This window comes from Nocardioides sp. cx-173 (assembly GCF_021117365.1).
In the GTDB taxonomy this organism is placed as follows: Bacteria; Actinomycetota; Actinomycetes; order Propionibacteriales; family Nocardioidaceae; genus Nocardioides.
The window spans coordinates 294555-310425 of record NZ_CP088262.1; the positions used below are offsets into that span (position 1 = coordinate 294555).

Here is a 15871-nt window from a genome sequence, read left to right on the forward strand (position 1 = left end):
GGCTCCCGCGAGCTCCGGCTCACTTCTGCGCCGCCTCCTGGAGGTCGGCGGCGACCTCCTCGGGCGACTGCTGGCCGGTCAGGACGGCCTGAACGCCGTCGTAGAGCGCCTCGTTGAACGCGTCGGTGGTCAGGACGTCGATGTTGTAGCCGAAGTCGCCGGTGGTCGACAGGGTCGCGGTGTCCTCGAGGACCTGGGCGAACAGCGGGGAGACCTCGAGCTCGCTGGTCTCCAGCGGCATCGGCGGGATGGTGTGCAGGTTCTCGACGGTCCACTCGCCGTGCTCGGGGGAGGCGAGGAAGTCCACGAGCTCCAGGGCGACGTCGGGGCTGGTGGCCTGCGCCGAGACGAACGGGCCGGAGCCGAGCCCCCCGGTGAAGATGCCCGGACCGTCGGGTGCGGGGAACGGGATGTAGCCGGCCTCGAACTCGGCGTTGTCGTCGATCTCGCCGACCAGCCAGCTGCCGGTGGGGACCATGGCCGCCTCGCCGGCGTAGAACGGCGCCAGCGAGTTGTCGTAGTCGACGGAGGTGGGCGACTCCCCGAGGTAGCCGGACTCGTTGAGATCGCGCCAGACCTCGAGCGCCTCGACGACCTCCGGCGAGTCCCAGGAGGTCTCCCCGTCGATGAGGGCCTTGACGCCCTCGGAGCCGACCGCGCTGGAGAGCGCCATGCTCAGCAGGTGGCCGCCCTCCCAGCCCTCCTTGTCGCCGACCGACAGCGGGATCTTGCCGGCGGCCTTCACCGCCTTCGCCGCGGCCTCGAGGTCGGCCAGGCTCTGAGGTTCCTCGAGGCCGAGCTCGGCGAAGAGGTCCTTGTTGTAGAAGACCCCGATCGTCTCCATCTCGCCGGGGAGCCCGTAGAGCTTGTCGTCGACGGTGACCCGCTCCTTGGCGAAGTCGTAGACCTCCCAGCTGTTGTCCTCGTAGGCGTCGGTCATGTCGTAGAGCAGGCCGGCCTCGGCCAGGGCGCCACCGAACCCGGGGCCCGAGCCCCAGTTGAAGACGTCGGGGCCGTCTCCCGAGCGCAGCTGGGTCTGCAGGACCGTGCGCATGGTGTCGAAGGGCAGCGTGTCGACGTTGACCTCGATCCCGGACTCCTCCTCGAAGTCCGCGAGGTGCTTCTTCAGGGCGTCGAGAGCCTCGGGGTCCTCCGGCTCCTCGATGAGGTAGTCCAGGGACTTCGCGTCGCCCTCGCCCTCGCCCTCGCCGTCGTCGACGGACTGGCCGGTGCAGCCGGCGAAGGCGAGCACGAGCGCGGCGGCCGCGACCGGCGTCCTGAGGGTCCTACGTCGCATGGCGAGCTCCCCGTCCGTCCTGCCCGGGCGGTCCGCCCGGCCCGACCAAGGGTCAGCGCCCGCGTGCGATGTGTCAACCGTCACAAGGGGTGGTGCCGGCCCTCGGGCGTGCGGCGGGGTTACCCGGCCAGGTAGCCCAGGGACTGGATGCGCGAGATCTCCTCGCGCAGCTCGGGGTGGCTGGCGCCGTCGGCGGCGCGCCCTCCGGTGACGTAGACGCTCTCCCCGTCGCGGCCGGCGCTGTCGAAGACCACCGTCAGCCGGTTGGTCGCGCCGGCGCTCATGAGCGAGCCGAGCACGGCGACCGGGTCGGAGCGGTCCTCGAGCGAGAGCACCCGCGTCCCCTCGGGGATCCGCGGCACATGCGCCGACGGGGCGCCGGCGGTGATCACCTGGTCGATCACGAACGTCTCGGAGGGGGCCCGCGCGGCCACCTCGGCGGCCGTCACCCCGCCCTGCGCCGAGCCGACCAGCATCACGTGGGCGCCGGGGTCGCCCTCGACGGCCGTCTCGATGCTGCGCAGCACCTGGGCGGCGTACGTCGTGCCGTCCCCGCCGACCAGGCGCAGGCGCCGGCCGTTGCCGACCGAGGGACCAGGCAGGTAGGCGATGTAGCGGCCCTCGGTGACCTTGTGGACGACCACGCTGGTGGCGGCGTTCTCCAGGGCGGACATGAGGTCGGCCAGGGTGCGCGGTGCGGCGGCGTCGGCGACCAAGGGCTCCACGGGCGGTGCGGTCTCCATCAGGCCGCCGGCCGTGTCGCGCAGGGCTGCGCCGAAGTCGGCGGGGAAGGGCGCCACGCCCATGGCGCGCAGCCCGCCGCGCGCGGCCAGCCGGCCCTCGTCGCCCGACAGCACGCCGGCGGTCAGGAGCGAGCGCATCTGGAGGCCGTCGAGGAGGCCGCCGCCGCCGCTGGTGACGTGCTCCATGAGCTCGGGGTTCTTCTCGGCCAGCTCGTTGAGGTAGGCCGCCACGCCGTCGCGGTCGAGGGCGTCGGTCTCGATCAGCCCCGCGGAGACGATGGCCCCGCCGAGCGCCACCTCGGGGGCGAGGTACCCGATCGCGCGTCCGGCGATGGAGCCGAGGGTCTGGTACGCCGCGGCCTGCAGCTCGTCGATCCAGCGGTAGGTCAGCACGGTCGCACGCAGCACGAGGGCGTCGGCGTCCAGCTCGATCGAGCGCGTCAGCAGGCCGTGGGTGCCGGTCGTGGCGCCGCGCACGTCCTCCTCGGCCTGGGCGTGCGTAGCGGGCGACAGCCCGGCCGACTCGGTGAATGCCGGGTCGTTGACCAGATCGGTGCCGAGCTTGGCCCGCTGCCGCATCTCCTCGCCGGCGGAGTCGAAGAGGTCGGCCAGACGCATCATGCGGTCGTACTTGTCGGCCAGGTCGCGGGCCTCCGCCTGGGTCGTGGGCGCCTCGCGCGTCTCGCGCGCGGCGGCGCCGACCACGGAGTCCTGGCTGGTCTCCTCGGAGCTCATCGGCTCACCTCCGCGAGCACTGGGGCGAGGTGCTGGGCCAGGTCGGCCGCGTCCATGCGCCGTACGAGGACCCGGAGGACGTCGTCCTCCAGGTGGGGGCAGAGCGCTCGCCAGCCGTCGGCCAGCAGCACCCAGGAGACGACGCCCACGACGGTGGTGGTCTCCGACGAGACGTCGGCGACCAGGCCGCGCAGGCGTCCCTGCGCCTCGCCGGACAGGGCGGTGAGGATCGCGACCAGCTCGCTCTCGCCGAGCGAGCGCCCCTGGGCGTCGCGCGCGGACTGGGCGTGCTGTGCGGCCAGGACCGGCAGCAGGTCGTGGCGGGCGGCCGCGACGGCCTCGACCGCGGCGTCCACCAGCTCGTAGGGGAGGTCGACCTCGTCGGGTACGACGGAGTCGCGCAGCGCCAGGTCCTCGGGGATGACCGCGACCCGGGCGAGCTCGGAGGGCCAGTGTCCGTTGGCGAACCAGGCAAGCTCGAAGACGATGCCGTCAACGGTGGCCAAGGTGGCGACGGCGTCGGCATCCTGGCGGTGCCACGCCTTGGCCTGGACGTGGCCTGCGGTCACGTCCAGGTCCAGCGCGAGGGTCGGGGTGGCCAGCAGTCCCACGGCGCCGACCAGGCCCTCGTCGACGGTGCCACCGACCATGAGGCCGCGGCGGGTCAGCGAGTCGGCTCCGTCATGGAGCGAGGCCACCGCGGCGACGTAGGCCTGGTCCTCCGAGGTGCCCCTGGTCTGGCCGAGCCGCCCCTCGAGGGGCGGGGCCTCGGGTGGGGCGGTGAGGTCGAAGGGCAGGGGGGCGCCGCCGGCCGCCTCGGCGACCAGCCGGAGCTCCTTCAGCGTCAGACTCGCCCTGCGGGGCAGCGACTCGAGGGTGCCGGTCGGGGCCGGCGGCGGGGTGCTCAGGTCGATGGTGGTCATGAGGTCCTCAAGTCGTCGCGAAGGCCCGGCAGCTCGACACTCAGCCAGTCCAGGTGGCCCGGCGGAGGTGGCGTGAACGCCACCAGCGCGGTGTCGTCGGGGTCCGGGACCCGCCGTACGGCGGCGTCGGCGTCCTCGTTGGCCGCCTCCACCTGGGCGATGCGGGTGCGGGCGTCGGCCACGAGGGAGGCCACGGTCCGCTCGCGCTCGGCGATCGCGTCCTGCAGCGACGTGACCTCCTGCGTGTGGCGGTCCAGGCTGTCGGCCGCCGTCTCGTGCGCGGCGGCCACGGCGCGGAGGTGGTTGGCGCGCTCCTGCACGCGCAGCCGCATGCTCTCCGCCGCGCGACCGGTCCAGCCGAGCCCCTCGGTCTGCGCGATGAGCTGCTCGGCCAGCATCCGCACGTCGACCCCCTGCTCGCGCAGCTGGTCGGCGCGCCTGCGCAGCACGTCGGTGTCGCCGTACATGGTCACGTCCTCCGCCCGGTTCCCGTGTCGTCAGGCGCTTTCCCTCGTTGAACAGTGCCGAAACGCCCTCCCCAGCCCCGATCATGGTGGCCACCCTCACGAAGGAGCAGCCGATGACCCGGTCCGCAGCCCGCCGCGCGACGGTGGCGGCCCTGGGCGCCGCGCTCGCCTTGACCGGTCTGGTCGCCGCCACGGCGCCGGCCCAGGCGTCCTCGGCGGCGCCCGTCGTGGACGAGCAGCGGGCGAAGATCCCTCCCGGCGTACGCCGCGTGGTGTTCGTGGGCAACAACTGGGACGGCACCGCCGACCTGCTCGCGCCGGGCACGTTCAAGCGGCTCGCGCGCATCAACGTGATCCCCGACTACGACGCGCGCATGCAGGAGATCGCCACCAACCCCTACCGGCTGGCCTACTTCCTGGCGATCCGCGCGCTGATCGGCGAGGGACACGACCAGTTCGTGGACGACATGTACTCCTCGAACGACGGCCGGCTGGTGGTGATCTCGCGGCCGTCCTTTGGCGACGTGGTCGCGATCAGCCTGCGCACGCGCGAGATCGTGTGGCGCTTCGCGGTCGACGGGGTGCGCTCGGACCATATGGCCGTGTCGCCCGACGGCCGGCGCGTGGTCGTGAGCGCCTCCACGGGCAACGTCGTCCACGTCCTGCGCGTGCGTGACGGCAAGGAGCTCGGCCGCTTTCCCTCCGGCGGGTCACCGCACGAGAGCGTGTTCATCGACGGCGGGCGCCGGATCCTGCACGCGAGCATCGGCATGGTCTACAGCCCGCTCGACGACCCGGCGCTGGACGCGACCAAGGACGACCGGGTCCTGCAGATCGTCGATGCGCGCACCTACCGGGTGCTTCGGCGCTACCACCTGCGCAAGGCGCTCGACGAGCGCGGCCTCGACGACGTCAGCACCGCCGTCCGACCGATGACGCTGTCGCCGGACGAGAAGAAGATCTACTTCCAGCTGTCGTTCTTCCACGGCTACGTCCAGCTGGACCGGCGTACCGGCAGGATCACGCGGGTACGCCGGCTGCCGAACCTGGTCCCCGACACCCCGCGTGAGGCCTACCTGCTGGACTCGGCGCACCACGGCATCGCCATGAACCCGCGCGGCACCAAGCTGTGCGTCGCCGGCACCATGTCGGACTACGCCACGGTGGTCGACGCCCGGAGCGGTCGGCACAGCCGCCTGATCAAGGGTGGGCTCAAGCCGTACTGGGCCACGCCGAGCTGGGACGGCCGCTACTGCTACGTCTCCTGGTCGGGCTCGGACACCGTCTCGCGGATCAGCTACGCCACCGCGCGCATCGTCTCGACCACCAAGGTCGGCGACCACCCCCAGCGCGTCCGCAACGGCGTGATCCGCCGGGCCTTCCTGGCGCGCCCGGCGTCCTCCTGAGCGCCCCCGCCGGGGTAGTCCCTCACAAATCTGCGAGTAGGAGCCCTCCTATTCGCAGATTTTGTGAGGGACTATCCGACCGGAGCGGCGTCAGGTCCAGGCGCGGCGCAGGCGCTCGAGGGCCTCTTCGATGTCGGTGTGGGGGCCGGCGAAGCTGAGGCGGATGTGGTGGTGGCCCTCGGCGGTGTCGAAGTCGACGCCGGTGGCCAGGGCGACGCCGGTCTCGGCGAGGAGCTCGCGGGTGAAGGTCATCGAGTCCTGGGTCAGGTGCCCCACGTCGGCGTACACGTAGAACGCGCCGTCGGCCGGAGCCAGCCGGGTGATCCCGAGCTCGGGCAGGGACTTCAGGAGCAGCCGGCGGTTCTCCGCGTAGCGGCGCACATGGCCGTCGAGCTCGGCGTACGCCGCGTCGTCGAAGGCGGCCAGGCAGGCCCGCTGGGCGATGACGGGCGGGCAGATCGTGAAGTTGCCGGTCAGCACGTCGACCGCGCGTCGGAGTCGCTCGGGCACCAGCATCCAGCCGATCCGCCAGCCGGTCATGGAGAAGTACTTCGAGAAGCTGGAGAACACCACCGCCTCGCGGCTGGTCTCCCACGCCGACCGGGCGAGGTTCGCGCCGCCGTCGAGGCCGGCGTACTCGATGCCGTGGTAGATCTCGTCGGAGATCAGCTGCACCCCGGCCTCGTCGCACCACCGGGCGATCGCGGCGAGCTCGGCCGGCAGCAGCATGGTGCCGGTCGGGTTGGCCGGGCTGGCGACGACGACGCCCGCGAGCGGGGTGCGCTCGTGGGTCTCGGCCAGCTGCGCCACCGTGGGCTGGAACCGGGTCTCCGGGCCGGTCTCCACCTCCACCACCTCGCAGCCGAGGGCGGCCAGGACGTTGCGGTAGCAGGGGTAGCCGGGGCGCGCCATCGCCACCCGGTCGCCGACCTCGAACGCCGCCAGGAACGCGAGTAGGAATCCGCCGCTCGAGCCGGTGGTGACCACGACGTCGTCGGCGGACACCTCGATGCCGTGGGTGCGCCGGTGGTGCCCCGCGATCGCCTCGCGCAGCTCGAGGATGCCGGTGGCGGGGGTGTAACCCAGCGGATCGCCGGTCCCGAGCAGGCGCACCGCCTCGTCGCGCACCGGGGCCGGCGCCCCGCTGCTCGGCTGGCCGGCGAGCAGGTTGATCACGTCGCCGTGCGTGCGCTGGCGCTGCGCGGACGCCTCCAGCAGGTCCATCACGTGGAACGGCGGCACGTTGGCGCGCTGCGCCACCTGGAGGCGGTTGGTCACGGTGGTGAGGCTACGGGGTGGATTGGTGGGAGTGGGAAACGCGAGTTTCACCGCTGGGGCGGTGAAACTCGCGCCCGTGGCGCCGGCCGCCCTTATGTCATGAAACTCGTGCTGGTGGGGTGCAACTGCATGACGCAAGCACGTGTTTCACCGCGTAGCCGGTGAAACTCGCGCGGCGTGCCGGCCGGCCCGGCGGCCGAAGTAGGACCCCTCGCCCAACTGGGTGCCCGAGCAGTAGCCCTTGCCGTCCTGGGCCAGGTTGGAGGCGCACGCGCCGGCGGCGTACAGGCCGGGCACGACCGAGCCGTCGGGGCGCTGCGCCTGGCCGTCGACGCTGACCCGGATCCCGCCGAGGGTGAAGCCGGCGTAGAGGGCGTGGCCGAGCCGGACGTCGAAGACCGCCCAGGGGCCGACCGACTGCGGCGCGAGCCACTCGGCGGCCTTGTGGAAGTCGGGATCCTCGCCGTGGGCGGCGTGCTCGTTGTAGCGGTCGAGGGTCTCCTGCAGGGCCGCCTCGGGGACGCCCAGCCCCAGCGCCATCTCGGCGACGCTCTCGTAGCCGTCCAGCAGCGGCACGAGCGGCATCGCGGGGTACTCGACGTGCTCGCTGTCGACGATGAGGTACGCCGCCGAGCCGGGCTGCTCCATGACGAACTGCGACGTGCGCGAGTGGTAGCTGTCCTCGGCGACGAAGCGCCGGCCGTCCTGGTTGACCAGCACCCCCGTCACCAGCACCGACGGCGGGTAGAACGGAGCGGTGATGAACGGCTCGTCCATGTGCTTGAGCTCGGCGCCCATCGACCGGCCCAGGCGGATCCCGAGGCCGTCGTCGTAGGTGGAGCCGAGCGTGAACAGCTTGGACCCGAGGGCGGGCGTGTGCTCGGCGACCATGTCGGGGTTCATGACGAACCCACCGGCCGCGAGGACCACCGCGGGCGCGGCGACGTACCCGGTCTCCTCGAACGAGCGCCAGGCGACACCGACGACCTCTCCGCTGGCCGAGGCGACGAGGTTGGTCGCGCCGGTCTCGTAGCGGACCGTGACCCCGGCCTCCTCGACCCGCTCGCGCAGCAGGTCCATCACGATCCGGGTGCCCTCCGTGTCTCCCGGCACCGGCACCTTGTGACCGCGCGGTGCGGGCCTGGCCTGCTCCCGGAACGGCCACACCTTCTCGTTGCCGGTGAACATCAGCCCCTGCGTGCCGGGCTGGATGACCGCCTTCTCCGGGTAGAAGCTGCGCTCGAACTCGAAGCCCAGCGACTCCAGCCACTCGAAGTGCGCGACCGAGTCGTCGCAGTAGGCGCGGATCTTGTCCGGCTCGGGGTCCTTCGACACGGCGAGCAGGTAGTCGTACATCGCCTCGACCGAGTCCTCCTGCCCGGTCGCGCGCTGCACCGCGGTGCCGCCGCCGAGATAGAAGTGCCCGCCCGACATGCTCGACGTGCCGCCGTGGACGGCCGCCCTCTCGAGCAGCAGTACGGAGGCGCCGGCCCGGGCCGCCTCCAGGGCCGCGCAGCCGCCGGCGATCCCGAACCCCACCACGACCACGTCGTACGCCGGCGCGTCGGCCGGCAGGTCGGCCGGCGCGAGGACGTGGGGGACCGCGGTGCCCTGGGCGCTCATGGGGCAAAGGTAGAACATGTTGCAGTTTCGTGCGTCACATCCCGATCGGAGCCTGCCTCCGGCTGCCGATAGACTGCGCCCGGCGACCGATCACGAGAGACGCGAGGTGACATGTCCTTCGACGTCCACCAGCTCGACACGGTCCTCCTGGTGGGCTCGGCCGTCACCCTGCTGGCCATCCTCGCGGTGCGCGTCTCGTCGCGGGCGGGGCTCCCCAGCCTCCTGATCTACCTGCTCATGGGCGTCGCGCTGGGCGAGGAGGGCCTCGGCATCCCCTTCGAGGATGCCGAGCTCGCGCACGCCCTCGGCTTCGCGGCCCTCGTCCTGATCCTGGCCGAGGGCGGTCTCACGACCAACTGGCGCGAGATCCGTCCCGCCATGCGGCTGGGGGTCTCACTGGCGACCATCGGCGTCACCGTGTCGGTGGCCGTCGTGGCGCTCGGCGCCCACTACGTGCTGGGGCTGCCCTGGGAGACGGCCGTGCTGCTGGGTGCCGTCACCTCGGCGACCGACGCGGCGGCGGTCTTCTCGGTGCTGCGCACGGTGCCGTTGCCACGCCGGCTGACCGGCTCGCTCGAGGCCGAGTCCGGCCTCAACGACGCCCCCACCGTCGTCCTCGTGGTGCTGGTCTCGTCCGGAGCGGCCGCCGAGGAGGGCGTCCTGCGGATGATCCTCCAGATCCTCTTCGAGCTCTCCGGCGGCGTGCTCCTGGGTCTCGCCGTGGGCTTCGGCGGCGCCTGGATGATGCGTCGCGCCGCCCTGCCGTCGACCGGGCTGTACCCGATCGCCGTCATCTGCCTGACCGTGCTGGCCTACGCCGGCGGCGCCGCCCTGCACGTCTCCGGCTTCGCCGCGGTGTACGTCGCCGCGCTGGTGCTCGGCAACTCCGAGCTCCCCCACCGTGGCGCCACCCGGTCCTTCTCCGAGGGGATCGCCTGGCTGGCCCAGATCGGGCTCTTCGTGATGCTCGGCCTGCTCCTCTCGCCGTCGCGGATCTCCCTGGAGACCGTGGGCCTCGCCATCGCGGCCGGGTTGATCCTCACCTATGTCGCCCGGCCGCTGTCGGTGCTGGCGAGCTCGGTGATGCAGCCGATGCCCTGGCGGGAGCTGGGCTTCCTCTCCTGGGCCGGGTTGCGCGGCGCGGTGCCGATCGTGTTCACGACCATCCCGCTGGCCGAGGGCGTCGCCGACGCGGAGCGGCTGTTCGACATCGTGTTCGTGATGGTCGTCATCTACACCCTGCTGACCGGTCCGACGCTGCCCCTCGTCGCTCGGATCCTGGGGGTGGCCCAGCGCTACGAGCCGCGCGACCTCGAGCTCGAGGCTGCCCCGCTGGAGCGAGTCGCGGCCGATCTGCTCCAGATCACCATCACCCCGGGGTCGCTCATGCACGGTGTCGAGGTCGGCGAGCTGCGGCTGCCGCCCGGTGCCTCGGTCTCGCTCATCATCCGCGAGGGCGAGGCCAAGGTGCCCGAGCGGCGCTCGGTCCTGCGCCACGGCGACGAGCTGCTCGTCGTGGCCCCCCGCAAGCTGCGCGAGCTGACCGAGGAGCGGCTACGGCAGGTCAGCCGTGGTGGTCGCCTCGCGCAGTGGCTCGACGACGACTGAGGAGGCCGGGCGAGGACCGCTCAGTCCACGACGCCGGGGTCGTCGTCGGCCTCGGCCGGCGGGCTGCAGATCACGCTGTCCTGGTTGGACTTGGCCCATTGGCCGCCCTTGGCGAGCTCGACGAAGTCATCGCCGACGATCACGTTGACCCCGGGCAGGCTGGTGTCGCGGCGGACCACCTGGGCCCGCTTGCCCAGCCGGCTCTTGACCAGCTTGACCGCCGGGCTCTGCGGCTGGTCGGTCCAGATCTCGGCGAACCTCACGTCGGTGCCCTCGGGCGCGTTGTTGATCCCGCCCCGGCCGAAGCCGCCGTCGACCAGGAGCTGCATGGTCCGTCCGGCGAGGCCCTCGCGCGTGCCCGCGTTGGCCACACTCACCGTCACCTGGTCGGGATAGATCTTCGTGCCCGCCGGCACGTCGGTGTCGCTGCAGATCGGCACCTCGTCGGCCTCGGGGAACGGCTCGGTGACGGCGCCCCAGCCCCAGGCGACGCCGACCAGCAGCAACAGGGCGAGCGCGAGCAGGGTGAGCGCCGAGCGCAGCCGCGCGGCGGCGAAGCCGGGCATCTCAGGCCTCCAGCCGGTGGACGCGGGCGTGCAGGACGTTGCGCTGCTGCAGGGCGGCCCGCAGCGCGCGGTGCAGCCCGTCCTCGAGGTAGTACTCCTCGCGCCACTCCACGACGTGGGCGAACAGGTCGCCGTAGAAGGTGGAGTCCTCGTCGAGCAGCGCCGCCAACTGCAGGGTGTCCTTGGTCGTGACCAGCTCGTCGAGGCGGACCTGGCGCGGAGGCACGGCCGCCCAGGCCCGGGCCGAGAGGCCGTGGTCGGGGTACGGCCTCCCGTCTCCGACTCGCTTGAAGATCACGCCGCGACTATAAACGGCCCCGCCCCACGCCCCATGTCGGCGGGCGCCACGCGACCCCGCCGTCACGCCCGGCAGGGCCGGTCAGGGCGCCCCCGTGCCGGCTAGGCCGTCCAGCGCACCGCGTCGTCGACCAGGTCGGCCAGGGCGTGGACGCCCCGCAGGTCCTCACGCTCTCCCATCAGCGTGGTCAGCCCGCGCGCGTGGCGCAGCTTCAAGGCGGCCCGCCGCTCCCGGGCCGCGTCGGTCTCCTGCTCGGTGACGATGTTGTCGTCCATCGGGGGTCTCCCTCTGTCTCTGGGTGCTCGGTGTGAGACCAGCCTGAGCCGCGAAGATGCCCGACAGGTTGAGCGCGAGTTACAACGACGTCTCACTCCGCCGAGAAGAGGTGATCCGGCTTACATTGCTGGCTGTGACCGACTACGACGACATCTGTCAGCTCAAGTACCGCTACCTGCGCACGCTGGACACCAAGGACTGGGACGCCTTCGAGGCGTGCTTCCAGCCCGACGCCACCGGCGACTACGACGGGCTGGTCTTCGAGGACCGGGCGGCGTTGGTCTCCTACATGCGCGAGAACCTCGGGGAGGGGCGGATCACCATGCACCAGGTGCACCACCCCGAGATCACCGTCGACGGCGACGAGGCCGCGGCCCACTGGTACCTGGAGGACCGGGTCATCGTCGAGGCCTTCCGGTTCATGCTCGAGGGGGCGGCGTTCTACACCGACCGCTACGTCCGTACGCCGGACGGCTGGCGGGTCGCCCACACCGGCTACCGCCGTACCTTCGAGCTGAGCTACGACCTCGCGGACCTGCCCGGGCTGAAGATCACCGGCCCCGGCGTCCACACCCACTCCTGAGGGTGACGGGGGACTGCCCCCACGCCGAGCTCAGAGGGTCGGGTCGGTCCACGCCGTCTGGACGACCTCGGTGCCGCGGTCGCGGGTGATCAGGCGGCCCCGACCGGGGGGCAGGGGGACCGGGCGCAGGTTGCCCAGCAGGGGGCCCTCGTCGGGGCTCCCGGAGAGCATCAGTCCGGGCATCGCCAGGTCGCGCATCGACTGGATGACCGGCTCGTACAGCGCCCGCGAGGCGCCGCCGGAGCGGCGCGCCACCACGACGTGCAGGCCGACGTCGCGCGCCTGCGCGAGCAGCGGCTGCAGCAGGGCGACCGGCGAGGTCTGCTGGGTCGCGACCAGGTCGTAGTCGTCCACGACGACGAACACCTCGGCCCCGGTCCACCAGGACCGGTTGCGCAGCTGCTCGGGCGTGACGTCGGGGCCCGGGATCCGGCTCTCGAGGTACGTCGCGAGGTCCTTGAGCGCCGGCGTGGCCTGGGTCGCGGAGGTGAGGTAGTTGAGCAGGTAGTCCTCGGGCACCTCGCCGAGCAGGGAGCGCCGGTAGTCGACGACGACGACCTGGGCCTGCTTGGACGTGCGCGTGCGCATCACCTCGTGGATGTAGGTGCGCAGGACCGAGCTCTTGCCCGACTGGCCGTCGCCGAAGATCAGCAGGTGCGGCTCGGCGTCGGCGTCCAGGGTGACCGGGGCGAGCTCCTTCTCGTTGATGCCGAGCACGAGGAGCGCGTCGTCGGTGCCGGCGACCTCGGCCTGTTCGCGCACCAGCTTGAGCTCGATCCGCTCGGGCAGCAGCCGCAGCTTCGGTCCCGCCGGGCCGCGCCAGGCGGCGGCGACGCGGCTGATCAGCTCGTCGACGCCGTCGCCGAGGCTGCCCGGGTCCGGGTTGCCGTCGATGCGCGGCAGTGCGCCCAGGAAGTGCAGCTTGCTCTGGACCAGACCGCGCCCGGGGCGGCCCGTCGGAACGAGCTGGGCGATCTTGCGGTCGATCTCGGAGTCCATGGCGTCGCCCAGGCGCAGCTCGAGGCGAGTGCCGAACAGGTCGCGCATGGCGGCGCGGAAGTCGGCCCAGCGGGCGGCGCCGGTGACGATGTGCAGCCCGAAGGTGAGACCGCGCGAGGCGAGCTGCTGGATCTCGATCTCCAGGTCGTCGAAGTCCGAGCGCAGCGTGCTCCAGCCGTCGATGACCAGGAAGACGTCGCCGTAGCCGTCGTCGACGCGGCCCTCGGCGCGACGCGACCGGTAGGTCTCGATCGAGTCGATCCCATTGGCGCGGAAGTACGCCTCGCGGCGGTCCACGACCCCGGAGACCTCGGCCATGATCCGGCGTACGACGTCGGGCTCCGAGCGGGTGCCGACGCCGGAGACGTGGGGCAGCCGGGCCATCGGCGCGAAGGTGCCGCCGCCGAAGTCCAGGACGAAGAACTGCGACTCCTGCGGGGTCGTGGTCAGCGCCATGCTGGTCACGATCGTGCGCAGCATCGTGCTCTTGCCGCTGCGGGGGCCACCGACGACGGCGACGTGACCGCTCGCGCCGCTGAGGTTGATGGTGAGCGTGTCGCGGCGCTGCTCGCGCGGGCGGTCCACGGTGCCGAGGGGCACGACCAGCCCGCCGAGAGCGCGCCACTGCTGCGAGATCAGGCCGAGCTCGCCGTCCTCGACCAGGTCGCTCATGAGCTCGTCGAGGGTGTCCGGCACGTCCAGCGGCGGGAGCCAGACCTGGTGGGCGGCCGGGCCGTGGCCGACCATGTGACCCACGGCGACGTCGAGCAGCGACTCCTGGGACTCCGGTTCGACCCGGGGCTCCGGCTCGGGCTCGGGGTCGCTCATCTCGAGCTTGTGCACCTCGGAGATCGTGAACGGCAAGATCCCCTGCAGGTGGCCGCCCTCGTCGCGACGGACGCGCACCCGGCCGGTGGCCGGCGGTCCCGAGACGTACGCCGCCTTGAACCGCGTCATCGACGTCGGGTCGGGCTTGAGGAAGCCCAGCCCCGGCACGGCCGGCAGCTCGTAGGCGTCGGGCACGCCGAGCACCGCGCGCGACTCCTGCGAGCTGAAGGTGCGCAGCCCGACGCGGTAGGACAGGTGCGACTCCAGGCCCCGCAGCCGGCCCTCCTCGAGGCGCTGCGACGCGAGCAGCAGGTGCAGCCCGAGCGAGCGGCCGAGGCGGCCGATGGCGACGAAGAGGTCGATGAACTCCGGCTTGGCCGACAGCATCTCGGAGAACTCGTCGACCACGAGGAACAGCGACGGCATCGGGTCGAGCTCCTCGCCCGCGGCGCGTGCCTTCTCGTAGTCGCGGATCGAGGCGAAGTTGCCGGCATCGCGCAGCAGCTCCTGGCGTCGCACCATCTCGCCGGACAGGGCGTCCTGCATGCGGTCCACGAGGGTGAGCTCGTTGGCCAGGTTGGTGATGACGGCCGAGACGTGCGGCATCTCCGACATGCCGGCGAACGTCGCGCCGCCCTTGAAGTCGACGAGCACCATGTTGAGCTGCTCGGGGGAGTGCGTCATCGCGAGCCCGAGCACGAGGGTGCGCAGGAACTCCGACTTGCCGGAGCCGGTCGCGCCGATCACCAGCCCGTGCGGTCCCATGCCCTGCTGGGCGGACTCCTTGATGTCCAGGTGGACGAGGCCGCCGCCCTCGCCGAGCCCGATCGGCACCCGCAGCCGGTCGCGCGCGGGCCGGGGCCGCCAGGCGGCGGTCGGGTCGAACCGGCGTACGTCGCCCAGGCCCAGGAGGTCCATGAAGTCGGTGGGGCCGGTGATCTCGCCGGGGGTGGCGGTCTCGGTTGTGCCGGGGTTGACCGTGTGCAGCGGCGTGAGGCGCCGGGCGAACGCCTCGGCCGTGGCCAGGTCGCACTGGTCGCCCTTCGCCACGATGCCCTCCTCGCGCAGCCGCAGCGCCAGCATCGGCACCTTGTGCTCGTCCTCGAGCACCGGGCCGTCGAGCTGGATCCGCAGGCGGCTGAGGTCGTCGAGCTCGCCCCAGCGCGCCGGCAGGTCGAGCACCGTCACGCCGTGCAGCCCGTCGGGAGGGATCACATGGTTGCCGGGCGGCAGCTCGACGCCGTCGGTGACCAGCAGGATGTGCGGGGTCGCCGGCCGCTCGTCGGCGCCGAAGCGCGGGCGGTCGCTGAGGTCGGGCGGGAGCAGGTTGGCGAGGTCGGCCAGGGAGGTGACGACCATGCGCATCGGGCCGACCGCGTCGCTCTGCTGGGCGCTCAGCGCGTGGGGCAGCCACTTGATCCAGTCCCAGTGGGCCAGGTGCAGCTCCGAGGAGAGGACCGCGACCACCAGGTTGTCGGGGGAGTGGAACGCCGTGGCGGAGCAGATGATCGCGCGCGCCAGGCTGCGCGCCTCCTCCTCGTCGCCGCAGATCTCGACCCGGTCGAAGGCCCGGAGGTCGATCGAGGCCGGCAGGTCGGGCTGCAGCCGGTGGACGACGAGCAGCCGGTGCAGGGCCGAGGCGGCGGCGGGGTCGACCTCGTCGATCGGGGCGCTCTCGGGCGGCACCAGCTCGAGGGCGAGGGGCTGGGCGCACAGCCCGTAGCGCACGTGCAGGAACTGCGGGTCGCTCGACGTGTGCTCCCAGATCCGGGAGCGCTCCTCGGCCATCGCGGGCAGCGACGAAGGGTCCGGGTGGTGCCACGTGAGCGCGCGGCGCTGCTGGTCGGCGGACTCGCGGGCGACCTTGCGGACGTTGCTCAGATAGCGCAGGTACTCGGTGCGCGAGCCGGTGACCTGCTGGGAGCGCTGCTTACGCTGCCGGTCGATCTGGACCAGGATGAACCCGATGGTGGCGAACAGGAACATGCCGGCGGCGATGAAGCGGATGGACCCGTTGCCGGTCTTGGCGCCCATGGTGGCGACGAGCACGATCGAGCCCAGGCTGCCCAGCATCGGGATCGCGTTCATCATCACGCCGGCCGCGCCCTCGGCGGGCTGGATCTGCGGTGGCGGCTGGAGCACCAGCTGACCGGTGGGCATCTCCGGCTCGTCCACCCGCGCCCCGCGCAGCGTCGTGCTCACGCTCACTCGTCCCCTCGCCGTCAGCCGCCGGTTGTCCGA

General features: G+C 72.3%; 13 protein-coding genes. 3 read left to right on the plus strand and 10 right to left on the minus strand.

The window, feature by feature from the left end; all coding sequences use genetic code 11:
- Nucleotides 1-19: 19 nt before the first annotated feature.
- The 4 genes from LQ940_RS01370 to LQ940_RS01385 form a co-directional block, all read right to left on the minus strand.
- Nucleotides 20-1297 carry an ABC transporter substrate-binding protein gene (locus tag LQ940_RS01370; RefSeq protein ID WP_231240964.1) on the minus strand — a complete coding sequence of 426 codons (1278 nt, stop codon included), beginning with the start codon at nucleotides 1295-1297 and terminating at the stop codon, nucleotides 20-22.
- 119 nt (nucleotides 1298-1416) lie between these two features.
- Nucleotides 1417-2775, minus strand: coding sequence for a hypothetical protein (locus LQ940_RS01375; protein WP_231240963.1), 1359 nt, complete (start codon nucleotides 2773-2775; stop codon nucleotides 1417-1419).
- Nucleotides 2772-3698 (minus strand): hypothetical protein, encoded by a 927-nt coding sequence (locus LQ940_RS01380; protein WP_231240962.1) that lies wholly within the window; start codon nucleotides 3696-3698, stop codon nucleotides 2772-2774. Before LQ940_RS01380 ends, LQ940_RS01375 begins: the two co-directional genes overlap by 4 nt.
- Nucleotides 3695-4165, minus strand: coding sequence for a hypothetical protein (locus LQ940_RS01385; RefSeq protein WP_231240961.1), 471 nt, complete (start codon nucleotides 4163-4165; stop codon nucleotides 3695-3697). The genes LQ940_RS01380 and LQ940_RS01385 overlap by 4 nt, the downstream gene beginning before the upstream one ends.
- A gap of 113 nt (nucleotides 4166-4278) precedes the next feature.
- On the opposite strand from LQ940_RS01385, the gene LQ940_RS01390 reads away from it, so the two are divergent.
- Complete coding sequence (locus LQ940_RS01390; protein WP_231240960.1) at nucleotides 4279-5571, plus strand: YncE family protein; 1293 nt, start codon at nucleotides 4279-4281, stop codon at nucleotides 5569-5571.
- Nucleotides 5572-5661: 90 nt separating this feature from the next.
- Here LQ940_RS01390 and LQ940_RS01395 read toward each other — a convergent pair whose 3' ends face one another.
- Nucleotides 5662-6849 (minus strand): pyridoxal phosphate-dependent aminotransferase, encoded by a 1188-nt coding sequence (locus LQ940_RS01395; RefSeq protein WP_231240959.1) that lies wholly within the window; start codon nucleotides 6847-6849, stop codon nucleotides 5662-5664.
- 147 nt (nucleotides 6850-6996) lie between these two features.
- Nucleotides 6997-8472, minus strand: coding sequence for an FAD-binding protein (locus tag LQ940_RS01400; protein ID WP_231240958.1), 1476 nt, complete (start codon nucleotides 8470-8472; stop codon nucleotides 6997-6999).
- Between the two features lie 111 nt (nucleotides 8473-8583).
- On the opposite strand from LQ940_RS01400, the gene LQ940_RS01405 reads away from it, so the two are divergent.
- The gene (locus LQ940_RS01405; protein ID WP_231240957.1) at nucleotides 8584-10080 is read left to right on the plus strand and encodes a potassium/proton antiporter; all 1497 of its coding nucleotides are present in this window, start codon (nucleotides 8584-8586) and stop codon (nucleotides 10078-10080) included.
- Nucleotides 10081-10100: 20 nt separating this feature from the next.
- Here the strand turns inward: LQ940_RS01405 and LQ940_RS01410 are convergent, their stop codons facing one another.
- The 3 genes from LQ940_RS01410 to LQ940_RS01420 form a co-directional block, all read right to left on the minus strand.
- Nucleotides 10101-10646 carry a LytR C-terminal domain-containing protein gene (locus LQ940_RS01410; protein WP_231240956.1) on the minus strand — a complete coding sequence of 182 codons (546 nt, stop codon included), beginning with the start codon at nucleotides 10644-10646 and terminating at the stop codon, nucleotides 10101-10103.
- A 1-nt stretch (nucleotide 10647) separates the two neighbouring features.
- Nucleotides 10648-10944: a type II toxin-antitoxin system VapB family antitoxin gene (locus LQ940_RS01415; protein WP_231240955.1), complete on the minus strand. Its 297-nt coding sequence runs from the start codon at nucleotides 10942-10944 to the stop codon at nucleotides 10648-10650.
- Between the two features lie 101 nt (nucleotides 10945-11045).
- On the minus strand, nucleotides 11046-11219 hold the full coding sequence (locus LQ940_RS01420) for a hypothetical protein (RefSeq protein WP_231240954.1): 174 nt from the start codon (nucleotides 11217-11219) through the stop codon (nucleotides 11046-11048).
- Nucleotides 11220-11353: 134 nt separating this feature from the next.
- Between LQ940_RS01420 and LQ940_RS01425 the strand changes: the two genes are divergently transcribed.
- A complete protein-coding gene (locus LQ940_RS01425; RefSeq protein ID WP_231240953.1) occupies nucleotides 11354-11803 on the plus strand; it encodes a nuclear transport factor 2 family protein in 450 nt (149 codons plus the stop codon).
- Between the two features lie 30 nt (nucleotides 11804-11833).
- Here LQ940_RS01425 and eccCa read toward each other — a convergent pair whose 3' ends face one another.
- Entirely contained in the window at nucleotides 11834-15832 is a 3999-nt protein-coding gene (gene eccCa / locus LQ940_RS01430) for a type VII secretion protein EccCa (protein ID WP_231240952.1), read from the minus strand.
- Between the last annotated feature and the right edge of the window lie 39 nt (nucleotides 15833-15871).

Bases quoted from the DNA above. Each gene is read 5' to 3' on its own strand.
- LQ940_RS01400 (WP_231240958.1), bottom strand. From the start codon at position 8,472: ATGAGCGCCCAGGGCACCGCGGTCCCCCACGTCCTCGCGCCGGCCGAC.
- LQ940_RS01370 (WP_231240964.1), bottom strand. From the start codon at position 1,297: ATGCGACGTAGGACCCTCAGGACGCCGGTCGCGGCCGCCGCGCTCGTG.
- LQ940_RS01390 (WP_231240960.1), top strand. From the start codon at position 4,279: ATGACCCGGTCCGCAGCCCGCCGCGCGACGGTGGCGGCCCTGGGCGCC.
- LQ940_RS01410 (WP_231240956.1), bottom strand. From the start codon at position 10,646: ATGCCCGGCTTCGCCGCCGCGCGGCTGCGCTCGGCGCTCACCCTGCTC.
- LQ940_RS01380 (WP_231240962.1), bottom strand. From the start codon at position 3,698: ATGACCACCATCGACCTGAGCACCCCGCCGCCGGCCCCGACCGGCACC.
- LQ940_RS01385 (WP_231240961.1), bottom strand. From the start codon at position 4,165: ATGTACGGCGACACCGACGTGCTGCGCAGGCGCGCCGACCAGCTGCGC.
- LQ940_RS01405 (WP_231240957.1), top strand. From the start codon at position 8,584: ATGTCCTTCGACGTCCACCAGCTCGACACGGTCCTCCTGGTGGGCTCG.
- LQ940_RS01375 (WP_231240963.1), bottom strand. From the start codon at position 2,775: ATGAGCTCCGAGGAGACCAGCCAGGACTCCGTGGTCGGCGCCGCCGCG.
- LQ940_RS01420 (WP_231240954.1), bottom strand. From the start codon at position 11,219: ATGGACGACAACATCGTCACCGAGCAGGAGACCGACGCGGCCCGGGAG.